This window comes from Aeromonas sp. QDB68 (assembly GCF_027707405.1).
Classification (GTDB): domain Bacteria; phylum Pseudomonadota; class Gammaproteobacteria; order Enterobacterales; family Aeromonadaceae; genus Aeromonas; species Aeromonas caviae.
In genome coordinates this window covers 1-10875 of the sequence record NZ_JAPCIQ010000108.1, presented here as the reverse complement: position 1 = coordinate 10875, position 10875 = coordinate 1, and the positions used below count along the sequence as shown (strand labels likewise).

The following is a 10875-nucleotide window of genomic DNA, read 5'->3' as shown; positions in this document are numbered from 1 at the left end:
GGCCATGATCTCGCACCTCAGTAACTGTACGTAAGATCAGTATAGCTCGTGGTGACTGCTAATCATGGGTAATCAGGAATGCAAATAACCAGATTATTCAGAAGCGTTAGATGTAATAACCAGCCATAATGACGACGAGCATTTTTCAGCTTAGCGTTGATGGAGATAACGGAAGTAGAAATCGAGCTCCTTGCGGAGTTAGGATGCTTGGCCTAAATAGCTGTTCCGAATAGTAGACCACAAGAGGAAGGGAGCTCAGCCCAGTTTGTGCAATCTCATTAGTCGTCAGTTCAAAACCACCATGCTCCACCAGGTAAAAAATAGTAATTAGGTGTGGGTATAGAATGATGGTTCTAAGTATGACTGATTTAATTTACAGTGGTGATTTAACCTGACCATTATTTAAGTGGGGTGTTGAACATGTTAATAATATAACATTCGATTTCGTGAAAATCTCCTGAAAATAAAAGATTTTCGGTTCGTTCTTCATCTTTGCAATGAAACTCAATCACTTCGTAGCATGAGCTATCTTCGTTTTCAAAAATAACTATACCATCATTTTCATTTCCACTTATCAACCAAGTCTGAAAGACCCAATCAGCAGATAAACCTATCATTTGGAATTTTTTATTTAAAGTTTCTGTTCTATTGGTAAGTTCCATTCGTTTCGCCTTGTTTTAAATTAAGTCAAAAAAACAATTAATAATTTGTGGGGAGCTACAGAGCTCTTGCTCATTCTTTTATCGTACTCATTGTAACAAGTATTTGTCGGTGATAGCGATGCCCTTGGCCAGTATCTGACGGGCAATCTGGTTAGCGATGGTCAACAGGTCCTCTTTGTTAATCAGCTCAGTGACGAGATAGGTGCCGGGGATCTCCACGGCGATCAGTTTGTGATGCAGCATGATGGTGCTAGATACGCCATCGCCCCACTGCATTGGACGCGGCAGAGTAGGCGGCAGAGTAGGCGAGGTAGTTGGTTAATTGGCTATTGGATGGGGGGTGACCGCAGGCTTGGTTGGCGGTGTTCAGGCCGCCAAGGTGTGCGGTGTGTAGTCGTGCAGCGGAACGCGGTAACTGGTGGCGAGCATGGTGCCTAGCTGGGTTAGCCAGCGGTGATCCGGGTGGTCGCACAGCCATTGCGCCAGTGCATCGCCCCGTTCGTTTTCATAGCGCAGGTAGAGGGCATAACCGTTCACTGGCTGGCCTTGGTCATGCACTGCTTCAACCTGACCATTGTGCTCAAGGTAAGCCTCCAGCTCAATGGTGATCACGGCGTTAATTATCTTCTCTCTCCTTGTCAGGGATGGGGTCACTCTCCACGGCATAGCCGCGATGGATGCAGATGCGCTGCAGGTCGCTCAGAAAGTTGGCCAGCACGCGGGGCTGCTCGCTGAGCGGCACCGGCCCTGCTTGGCAATGCCAGAAACAACTTCGCTTGGGGTCAATGCAGATCTCATCGACCAGCTGGCTCATGGTGTGCCAGTCCTCGGCATTGGTCAGGGAGAGCAGTTGCCACTGCACGCCAGACCAACGGACCTGCAGGGTGACTGTGCGGATGTGTGGACTATCCGGGGTCAGGTGCAGCAGCCAACGTTGACCACTGCGAGTGGGGGTTAGCTTGGCGCTGGTGGCGACTCGTCCCAGCCACTGGCGTGTGTAGTGGGAGAGCGCTAATTCTTGGCTCATCGTGTCCTCCTAATCTCCTGCGACCGTGACGCTGAAGCATTCCAACCGGCAGTAGGCAATGAAGTTGCGCTGCCAGATGTCGAACAACTCCCGCGCCTCTACAAGTCGCATTGGTCCCCAGCCCAACATGGTGTGGTCCCCATCGAGGAAGTTGAAATCGAGCTCCTTGCAGAGTTCGGCATCCTGGCCGAGCCCCTGGTAGCTGAAGTCGGTGACGTAATCGAACAGCCAGCCATCGAGCCCACGGATCAGGCGGATCTCGACTGGGTGCACGCCGCCTTGCTCGGCGTTGTAGCCGGGGTTACGAAAGTTGAAGGTCAGTTGGGTTAAGCGCTCGATATTGAGCTCGGTTTTAGCGACTTCTTGGTTGAGCAGAACCAGCAATGCGTGGTCAACGGGCAGGGCAAAGCCGTCCCGGAAAAAGGGAATGGTCATGGTGTACTCCTTGTGGGGGTTAATCTTGGCCGAACAGCTCGCGCATTTTTCTGGCTGCACGGGCACGGATCTGTTCATCAATAAAGGCAGTAATGCTGGCGAGCGCCGCACTGAGTACCGCGATGTCATCGGTGAGCCCCATCGGCAACACGTCCGGGATCGCATCGATGGGTGAGATAAAATAGGCCAGCGCACTGTAGATCAGCAGCTTGGCCCACAGCGGCAGGTCGTCCTTCTGGCTGGTGTAGTAGAGCAACAGGCAGGTCTCGATCAAGGGCCGACCAGCCCGTTTGGCAAAGGCCCAGAGTTTGTGCCAAAAGCCTTGGTGATCGAATGGCTCGCATTCAGGGGGAATGCAGGGGGGCATAGTGCGTCTCCTTCAAGAGTGGGTGAATGGCAGAAATAAAAAGAGGAGGCAAATGCCTCCTCTTGGATGGGAATGGGTGTGAACTATTGGTCCCACATCAAGCAGTCAAACTCGGGGGTATTAGTGGCGGGCAGTACAGATGCGACCTCTTTGGTTGGCAGTGCGAGTTGCTTGCCGTCAGCCGTTAAAATGCGGATCGACTTGGCCTTGCGCAGCTTGCCCCACATGTCGAAGAAGTTGTTCTCACCGACACGGGATTCGGTCTCATAGGGCGCATCGTATTGGCTGCCATCGACGATGATGGAGAAAGCCTGCCCAGCATAAGAGCCGTACTCCTTGCCCTGCACTGTGGCCGTCATGCTGACTTTGCGGGTGTCATTACAGGCGATATAGAGGTTGTTTTGCTGGTTAACCACCGCCGTGTATTCGCTGGTGCCCTGACCCCAGCCGCTGCTCCAGCGTCCGGCCTCGCCATAGGCCAGGACGTTGCCGCACAGCAGCAGTGCTGTTGAGGTAATGATGAGTTTGTTCATCCCTGTGACTCCTAAAGGCTCAAGGATTTCGATGAGCCGTTAACATGGTTATTTTTTGTAAAGCACGGTGAGGGTGTTATCCGCCAAATGCTTGACGATTTCATAGTCTGGACTGTAAGTGGCGAGATTATGTGCCGCGATAGTGACGGCAGATGCGATCCCGGCCAGACCGGTAATACCGCCAAAGACGCTGGCCCCTACCGCTGCTATCCGGCCCTTGGTATAGATCCGGCATCTCAACCCATTTATTTCTATGGTATTTTCAAGTTTCATAACGGTTGCGCTCATACGCCCCGATAGCCCCACGACCTCAAAGGATTTTCGTGCACGGATCAGTGAAGCCAGCTTGTCAGTCGCCAGATCGTCATAAGTCAGTCTTTCCATGAGTTGTTTCCTGATTGTGTAGTAAAAGCGTCTTATGGAGCCCTCCTGCTGCGAGTTGGTCACGATGGTTTACCGACCGAGGGCCTAACATCTGTGTCAAATCAGCATCAATTGCTGTCGGGTGGACTCAGTAGGTCTTTAGTCTACCTTTTGAGTCCTTATCGTCAATGGGTCCATGGTCAACCATAGAGGTTGACTGGAGGACCCATGACAGATATCAACCTTGAGCTGTTAGCCAAGAGCGTTGGCAAGGCGATCAGCCACAAGCGTACTCAAGCCGGATTCACGCAAGAGCATGTGGCTGAGCACCTCAATATCGGGATGGAAGCCGTCTCACGAATGGAGCGGGGAATTGTGGTGCCGACCGTGGTGCGGTTGGCGGAGCTCGCTCAGCTGTTTGACTGTGAGCTGGCGGACTTTCTGCGCGAGACCAGCAACCGCCCGACCGAGCAGGGCATTGTGCTGAGCCAGCAACTGGCTCGGCTCAATGATGCTGACCGAAGCCTGTTGCTGGAAACGGTAGAACGGTTGGTGGAGCGGTTGGCGCGTCCCCGCTGATCACCCGCCATTCACTGGGGAGAGGATGGGCTCCCTTTCCCCAATTTGTTGGTGAGTGGACTCCTTCTTGGTTGTGGCCTCTGCGGTGCGGCATGCGAGGTAGTCGCCTCCACACCAGAGTTACCATTAGCCGTTTCGTCGCTGTTGGTTTCGGGATAGAACTCCTCCAACAGCATCGGCACCTCCTCATCGATATCTTCAAACTGGCCGTTACGCAGCAACTCGCGAGCAGCCTGCTCCATCTGGTCGATGGCCAAGCCTGCCTCTTGGTCACGCTGGGCAGCCTCCTGCGCCTGCCTGACTGCCTCGGTCAGGGGGGTCTCTTCCCGCAAGGTTAGATCCACGTAGTAGACCGGTGTGCGGTAGGACTGGGTGGTGCTCTTGGCCCGCAACCGCAGGGTGAGCGGCAGATAGCGGGTATGGCCCCCGCTCACAGCCTCCAGGTACTTCAGTCGAGCCGCCAGAGTGCGCACCGAGTTGTAGCCGGTGGTGCGGAAGATAAAGCTACCCAGCTCATCCCCTTGCCCCTCCACAAACAGGTTCAGTCGCCCGTACAGCTTGCAGCCCTGTTGCCCGGCAAAGGCGCAGCGCTCTGGTCCAGGGCAGCTGACTTCCTCCATGCCTTGCGCCCCCACACGTCTTGCTACTTCCCCATTCCCGACACACAGCGGCCTGCCGGTTTGCCGGTCAAACGCGCTGTATTCCGCCCGTAGATTCAAGTCGCTATCGTTGAACAGCACCCGCACCGGAATGGCGCGGATCTTGATCTGCTCCTGTCCTTGGCCACTTTTCTGCGATGAGTAGTGTTGATGCAGGGGATGGAGCAACCATCCCCCCTTCTGTTGTACTTGGGTGGTGAGGGTGAAGCTGTCGTCCTTCTCCGGTACCCACTTATCCTGCTTTTGCACCAGCTTGCCGATGCAGATCCGCCCGATCACGGGCGGGGTGATCGCCAGTCCTTTGATCATGGTGTTTGCCTCAAGGGTTGAATGGTGAAACGGCGCACGCCGGGCACCGGTTTGACGTAACGGGTAAGCAAGTCGGGATGATCCTGACCTAGCTTATCCAGATCCGGTGCCAGCCGGTCTTTACTGCGCTTCCAGGTGATCTTGCCATCGGCAAACAGCCCGGCAGTGGCTTCACCCAAGGTCGCTTGCAACCGCTGCTTGAGCTGCGACTCCTGTAGCTCGACCGCTTCCTTTTGCTGACGCAAGCGCAATAGTTCGCCAAACAGCTGGTTGAACTCGGGAGAATCGGAGAGATCCACCGTCTGGCCATCGTCACGGGGGAAGAGCCAGCTCAGAGCATTGGCAGCATCACTGGAGCCGTCAGGTTCAGGCTGCTGGTCTTGTTGCACCATCTGCCAGAACTGCGCTTCTCGCTCGGTGAGATCCTGGATCTTCTCCTCATCGCGCTCGATGCGATAAATCCGAAAATCCTGGCCGCCGATCAGCACTGCCACTTCTGCCCAGGCATGGCCGGTGACGGCCAGTTGATGCAGTACCTGACACTGGTAAGCCACCGGCACCCCTTCCTCCCACTGGGGGGCGCTGTGATAGCTGGCGGTCTTGATCTCCAGAATGCCCGGCCCATCGGGATGGCCGATTACCTCCCGGTCGAGGTTGGCGAGCATGAAAGGATGCTCGGGGTGTTGCAGCACCGCATTGACCCGGCGCACCTTATAGCCGGTGCGTTTGGCGTAGACCTGCGCCAGCACAGGTTCCAGTTCGATGCCCCACAGCACAGCTTCCTTGTGAGAGATATCCTCCGGCTCCTTGCGACCGGTTTTCTCAAGCCACAGGCTGAGCGGGCATTTGTAGGGAGATAGCCCCACGGCCACGGCGGCATCGGAGGAGCCAATGCCGAGTTTGCGGATAGCGAGCCACTGCTCGCGGGTTAATTGGGTCGTGGAGGCCAGCCGCAGGGCTTGGCCGTATTTGGCTTTTGTTTTCATGACAACTCCTTGTTGACGGCATAAATGGCGACGCCCGGATTGGCATGCGCCAGTCCGGGTCAGGGGATTTTGCTATCTGATGGAATGAAAAGAGGCTGCAAATGCAGCCTCGGGATGGGGGGACAGGCAGTCTACATCACTAGATGCCGGTTATCGGGTCGTCGTAACGGCGTCAGACGTTGAACCCGATGTGTCGTCCGGTTGGCAATTCGACATCCACACGCAGCTTGCCGCCCATGGCTTCGACATAGCGTTTCATGGTGGAGAGCTTGATATCACTGCCACGCTGCTCCATGGCCACGACGGCAGGCTGGCTGACACCGAGCGCCTTAGCCAACTCGACCTGCGACACTTCCAGCTCTTCGCGTAGCGCCTGTATACGCACCTCCAGCAACAGCTCGGTCGCCATTTCCTGGATGCGTTGCCGACTCTCTTCTGAACGGGAGGCCAGCAAATCGTCAAGTGTTCTTCCCATTACTTTCCCTCCAACTCAGCCAGATGACTGGCGTACTGTGCCTCAGCCAACGGTAGCATCTCTTTGTAAAATCGCTTCTCGTTCCCGCCCTTGTTGCCAGCACAAAGCACAATGGCTTGTCGCAACGGATCAAAGGCAAAGAATGCGCGTAGCGGCTCACCCTGATGCTGCACCCTCAGCTCTTTTAAGTTTGTAAAACGCGAGCCCTTGATGGTATCGACCAGGGGGCGCCCTATCGATGGACCACCCTGTGCTAAGGCGAGTAGCCCGGCCAAGACTTTCTCCTGCGTCGCGTCATCTTGCACATCAAACCAAGCATCAAACAGCTCAGTCGTTTTTACTGTCCACATAACGCACCAATATAATCTTTAGCTTATATCGTAAATGGATACCGTCATTACTGCAACAGATTGAGGGCCTGGTTCAACGCGTGGGTTTTGAGCTGGGCCCCCTGACCGAACCAGGCGGAATCGAGTCGGTGATCCTGGCTGCGAGCGCGGCGGTGGTGATCGACATATTCCGTTACCGCATTGACCAGCCCCCAGGCGGTATTGCGGGAACTGGCAAGATCTGAACCCATGCCTTCTCCCAGATAGAGCTCATGCAGCCGTTGTACCGGTTTGGTGAGGATGATGTTCTCCTCATCGAGCGGTTGCGCCAATAGGTCGCTGAAAAAGCGTAGCGCCTCTTCGGGGGCGACGGGCCGTTGTGCCAGTGCCTTGGTCTGTGCCTTGAACTCATCCCAATGGGAGAGCCCGAGCCCAAGCGACTCTTTGACGGCAGCGGCGTCGAACTGAGTAGAGTGGGGTACCTTGATAGCACCGGTCGCACCGCGTAGCGCCATCTGCAGGGTGTTGTTGCAGACCACCCGCAGCGAGGTGAACTGTGCCGTGGTGCAGAGCGTGCCATCGCAGCTGGTCGCCAGCAGCAGATAGGACTTCACCAAATCACCGCCTGCTAGCTTGAGATCCTGACCGGTTTTGGCCAGTGCCCACAGCTTGCGGCCCCCTTTGAGCGAGCCCGCGGTCTCCAGCTCAAAACCACCGGCTTCCACCAGGTCTTGATAGAAGTGCAGCACCTCGTGAGGCTGTACCACGTTGTAACGGCTTGAGACCACTGACAGAGGGGCGAGGGTATCGGAGCGATACAGCACCTTGCTGTCGCTGTAGGGGCGGATATGTAGCGCATCGGAGGCGACGTTAAACATCACGTCGCTCTGCTCGATGGTCCAATCCATCCCGGCTGCCTGTAGCCAGATATCGAGAGATTGTTGCGGGGGCAAAACATTGCCAAGGCCATGCCAAGGGGTTTGGCCGGTGTAGGCCATCGTATCGATAAGGTGAGCCATATCTCCTCCAGGAATTGTGAAATGCAGATATTCAGCCTGCTAACTCATGGAGGTGATGTAGGTTTGAAAGTTTATTGAATAGGATTCATTTGCTATTAAATTCTCATTATTTTAAGGGGGTTACAGCATGATGGTGTTGTGCAATGAACTGCAGTGGAGGGGTACGGAGAGGGGTACGAGGCTTAAAACGACCAAGGGGTTAGCATCATGACGATGCTAACCCCTTGTTTTGTATGGCGTTCCCGACTGGAGTCGAACCAGTGGCCTGTCCCTTAGGAGGGGACCGCTCTATCCTGCTGAGCTACGGGAACCTTGTGGCGGGCATTATACAAGAAGCATTGTGCTTTTAAACCCTTGATTCCTATTCCAATACGGCCAGGTCACCGATTTGGACATTGAACGGCGAATATTTGTTCTGACTGCTGATGATGGCGCCATCCTCGAACACCTGCACCACCTCGAACAGACCGTCTGCGGGGTTGCGCATCACCCTGGACTTGCCATAGGGGTCGACGAAGTCGGCGCTGTGCTGGACCCGGAACTGGTCCCCGAGCTTGACCCCGTTGCGACGGCCCAGGTTGATGTGGGGGCCGCGCTCGTGCTGGGCCACGATCCGGGCGGTGACGGGGGCACAGGCGAGTTCGGCGGCGATGTCCTGGGCCGCCTCCTTCAACTGGTAGCCCACCTCCTGGCCAAAGCTCGACTGCCAGAACTGGCCGCCGCTGCTGCCCACCTGTTCCCGCTTGGAGAAGGTCCAGTTGGCACGGCCCTTGTACTCCTTGCGGCCAAGCAGGCTGCCGTTGATGCCGTCGAACAGGTAGAGCTGCATGGAGAAGTTGCGCACAGGATCCTCATACCAGCTGGTGAGGGCGTTGCCCTGGGGCTCGAGGGAGAGGTCGTCGATGCTGCCGAGCACCAGATACTGGCTGTCGGTGCGCAGGCTCAGGGCCTTGATCTCCTCGAGGGCGCTGCGATCCCCCTGTTGCAGATGGAGAGGGTCGATGCGCAGGTTCTCGTCCAGCCACTGGCGTGCGACCACCTGGGGCGTCGTCGCCAGGGTTTCAAACAGCCGGCGGGAGAGGTCGGCGGGCATGTCGTCCAGGGCACCGGTGCTCGCCTGGTCCGGGTAGCGCATGCGCAGACGCACCAGCGTCAAATCCTTGGCGTAGTGCTGGGTCTGGCAGATCTGCCGCTCCGCCTGGATGTCGGCCACGAGGGTGATGTACATGCGGCCGTTGCGCACCTCTTCGCGCTTGAGGCGGTACTGGCGGATGTCGCCGCCGGAGCGGATCTGGATCTGCTCGGAGCGCAGGCTGCCGTTTTCCAGGCGCTGGATGCTGGAGACGGAGGCACCGCTGGCCAGCAGCGCCTGGCGCAGGGCATCCCGGGTCGCCTGCTCGCGGGCGTAGACCTCGTCGCCCCCCAGAATGGCGGCACTGCCCTGGGCCTCGATAAGTTCGGCCCTGGCCGACAGGCTGGCCAGCAGCAGGGTGAACAGCAGCGAAACTTTCATAACAAACACCTTGAGTGGGCGACCCCGCTGCCGCCGGTGGGGCGGGTCAGGGATCCTGGACACAGATCCGGTCTGCACCGGAGCGGGTGACCAAATAAAAGCAAGAACCATGCCTTCTTCCCTGGCCGGAGCTCGCGCGGCGGGCTCCGGTGGCACAGTGCGCGCCTTTGCCCGGGGATCATCGAGGATCCTGCGCGCATTCCCGCCTCAAGTGTTGGCGGTTGCGACCGATAACAGGTCAGGTGCAGATACAGGAAAGGTATCCATGAAGAGAGTTATCACGGTGCTGGCGGTGGCGCTGGCATTGGTCGGTTGCGGGTCGGCCGACCCCATCAATCGGGAGCTGGGAGACCCTCGCCAGGCGGCGAAGGGGATGGAGCTCAACTGGCTGGTGGCCCGCATGACGGATCAGCTGATGGAGCGCAAGTCTCTCACGACCCTGACCGAGCCCATTGCGGTCGCCTCCTTTGTCGATCTCGACACCCTGAAGGACACCAACTGGATGGGGCAGCAGATCGAGGAGAGCTTCATCTACGAGCTGAACCGGCGCGGTGAGGTGGTGGTGGATTTCAAGACCACGGGCAACATCCAGGTGACCCCGCAGGGGGACTTCGTGATGAGCCGCAACTACAAGGATCTCTCGTCCCGGCTGCCCATCTCCCGCATCCTGACCGGCACCTTCAGCCGCAATCAGCAGGGGATCCTAGTCAACGCCCGCATCATCGATCTACGCACCAAGATGGTGGAGACCACGGCCCAGAGCCTGATCCCGAAACAATATTTGTCCGGTGCCAGCAACTCCTTTGGCCGGGCCTCCATCAATCGCGGTTACCTGATGCGGGGGGGCCAGAGCCCGTCCGGTCATCTGGTCAACCTGACCCCTTGAGGTGGCGCGTCATGAAGCGTGAAACGGGCTGGCTGACATTGAGCCGTGAAACATCGTGTATGGTGAACAGGAAAGCGGGGAAACAGCGATGAAAATCTTGTTGGGTTGCCTGATGGCCATGTTGCTGACGGCGTGCAGTGGCAACCGGGTGGTGAACTATGACGTGGGCGAGAAGCCCGATGACTTCCCGGTGCTCAAGGCGGTGGGGTATGCGGTGATCGACATCCAGCCCGGTCCCTCCCAGTCCGAGAAGATGTTGCAGGCGATCCGCGCCTCCAAGATGGACGCCTACCGGGAGCTGGCGGAGCAGCTCAACGGCCAGCAGGTGCGCGGCCAGAGCAGCTACAAGGACCTGACACAGACCTCCAACTCCCTGGATGTGTCGGTGGCGGGCATGGTGCGCGGTGCCCGGGTGGTGGCGACCTATCCCCGTGGCAACACCTATGCCACCGAGCTGGAGCTCGATACCCGCAACCTCTATCACCTGAACCAGCTGATGGCGGGCCAGTTCTAGGGCGGGTCCGGGGGGCGCCGGCATGAGCCCGGCGATCATCACGGCACAGACAAAGGCGAGCGCAGGCTCGCCTTTTTGTTTGGTTCTTCGCGGGATCTTGGGGAAGTGGAAGTTGACAGACAGGGTGCTGGTAAACTGGCTGTCCAAACACACCACCACCATCACCCTGCTGTCGCCGTGCATCATATTGATATTGCCTCCTTCTGGCCAGGTTATACC

18 protein-coding genes and 1 tRNA gene are annotated in these 10875 nt (G+C 57.2%); 4 read left to right on the top strand and 15 right to left on the bottom strand.

The window, feature by feature from the left end; all coding sequences use genetic code 11:
- Nucleotides 1-398: 398 nt before the first annotated feature.
- From PG892_RS19670 to PG892_RS19635, 8 genes are all read right to left on the bottom strand, one after another.
- A complete protein-coding gene (locus PG892_RS19670) occupies nt 399-662 on the bottom strand; it encodes a hypothetical protein (protein ID WP_270825737.1) in 264 nt (87 codons plus the stop codon).
- Nucleotides 663-749: 87 nt separating this feature from the next.
- A complete protein-coding gene (locus PG892_RS19665; RefSeq protein WP_270825735.1) occupies nt 750-905 on the bottom strand; it encodes a hypothetical protein in 156 nt (51 codons plus the stop codon).
- Nucleotides 906-1028: 123 nt separating this feature from the next.
- Nucleotides 1029-1220 carry a hypothetical protein gene (locus PG892_RS19660; RefSeq protein ID WP_270825734.1) on the bottom strand — a complete coding sequence of 64 codons (192 nt, stop codon included), beginning with the start codon at nt 1218-1220 and terminating at the stop codon, nt 1029-1031.
- A gap of 58 nt (nt 1221-1278) precedes the next feature.
- Nucleotides 1279-1689 (bottom strand): hypothetical protein, encoded by a 411-nt coding sequence (locus PG892_RS19655; RefSeq protein WP_270825733.1) that lies wholly within the window; start codon nt 1687-1689, stop codon nt 1279-1281.
- Nucleotides 1690-1698: 9 nt separating this feature from the next.
- Complete coding sequence (locus PG892_RS19650; RefSeq protein ID WP_270825732.1) at nt 1699-2124, bottom strand: DUF2787 domain-containing protein; 426 nt, start codon at nt 2122-2124, stop codon at nt 1699-1701.
- A 19-nt stretch (nt 2125-2143) separates the two neighbouring features.
- Nucleotides 2144-2398, bottom strand: coding sequence for a YkvA family protein (locus PG892_RS19645; protein WP_270825731.1), 255 nt, complete (start codon nt 2396-2398; stop codon nt 2144-2146).
- 176 nt (nt 2399-2574) lie between these two features.
- Nucleotides 2575-3024 (bottom strand): hypothetical protein, encoded by a 450-nt coding sequence (locus tag PG892_RS19640; protein ID WP_198497466.1) that lies wholly within the window; start codon nt 3022-3024, stop codon nt 2575-2577.
- A gap of 48 nt (nt 3025-3072) precedes the next feature.
- A complete protein-coding gene (locus PG892_RS19635) occupies nt 3073-3408 on the bottom strand; it encodes a hypothetical protein (protein WP_139737641.1) in 336 nt (111 codons plus the stop codon).
- Between the two features lie 207 nt (nt 3409-3615).
- On the opposite strand from PG892_RS19635, the gene PG892_RS19630 reads away from it, so the two are divergent.
- Nucleotides 3616-3966, top strand: a complete 351-nt coding sequence (locus PG892_RS19630) for a helix-turn-helix domain-containing protein (RefSeq protein WP_198497822.1) — start codon at nt 3616-3618, stop codon at nt 3964-3966.
- Between the two features lie 11 nt (nt 3967-3977).
- Here the strand turns inward: PG892_RS19630 and PG892_RS19625 are convergent, their stop codons facing one another.
- The 7 genes from PG892_RS19625 to PG892_RS19595 form a co-directional block, all read right to left on the bottom strand.
- Entirely contained in the window at nt 3978-4934 is a 957-nt protein-coding gene (locus tag PG892_RS19625; protein ID WP_198497821.1) for a recombination directionality factor, read from the bottom strand.
- Nucleotides 4931-5920: a YqaJ viral recombinase family nuclease gene (locus PG892_RS19620; protein ID WP_198497820.1), complete on the bottom strand. Its 990-nt coding sequence runs from the start codon at nt 5918-5920 to the stop codon at nt 4931-4933. Before PG892_RS19620 ends, PG892_RS19625 begins: the two co-directional genes overlap by 4 nt.
- Before the next feature lie 172 nt (nt 5921-6092).
- A complete protein-coding gene (locus PG892_RS19615; RefSeq protein ID WP_042046566.1) occupies nt 6093-6395 on the bottom strand; it encodes a helix-turn-helix domain-containing protein in 303 nt (100 codons plus the stop codon).
- The gene (locus PG892_RS19610; protein WP_068982280.1) at nt 6395-6745 is read right to left on the bottom strand and encodes a type II toxin-antitoxin system RelE/ParE family toxin; all 351 of its coding nucleotides are present in this window, start codon (nt 6743-6745) and stop codon (nt 6395-6397) included. The genes PG892_RS19615 and PG892_RS19610 overlap by 1 nt, the downstream gene beginning before the upstream one ends.
- Before the next feature lie 47 nt (nt 6746-6792).
- A complete protein-coding gene (locus tag PG892_RS19605; RefSeq protein WP_198497819.1) occupies nt 6793-7743 on the bottom strand; it encodes a DUF932 domain-containing protein in 951 nt (316 codons plus the stop codon).
- A gap of 234 nt (nt 7744-7977) precedes the next feature.
- Nucleotides 7978-8054 (bottom strand) — tRNA-Arg (locus tag PG892_RS19600).
- Nucleotides 8055-8104: 50 nt separating this feature from the next.
- Nucleotides 8105-9256: a flagellar assembly protein FlgT gene (locus tag PG892_RS19595; RefSeq protein ID WP_039041370.1), complete on the bottom strand. Its 1152-nt coding sequence runs from the start codon at nt 9254-9256 to the stop codon at nt 8105-8107.
- Nucleotides 9257-9521: 265 nt separating this feature from the next.
- Between PG892_RS19595 and PG892_RS19590 the strand changes: the two genes are divergently transcribed.
- From PG892_RS19590 to PG892_RS19580, 3 genes are all read left to right on the top strand, one after another.
- Complete coding sequence (locus PG892_RS19590) at nt 9522-10142, top strand: FlgO family outer membrane protein (protein ID WP_010673310.1); 621 nt, start codon at nt 9522-9524, stop codon at nt 10140-10142.
- Nucleotides 10143-10230: 88 nt separating this feature from the next.
- The gene (locus tag PG892_RS19585; protein ID WP_010673311.1) at nt 10231-10656 is read left to right on the top strand and encodes an LPP20 family lipoprotein; all 426 of its coding nucleotides are present in this window, start codon (nt 10231-10233) and stop codon (nt 10654-10656) included.
- A gap of 22 nt (nt 10657-10678) precedes the next feature.
- Nucleotides 10679-10875 (top strand): hypothetical protein (locus tag PG892_RS19580; protein WP_270825727.1); only part of this gene is annotated, 197 nt, incomplete at its 3' end.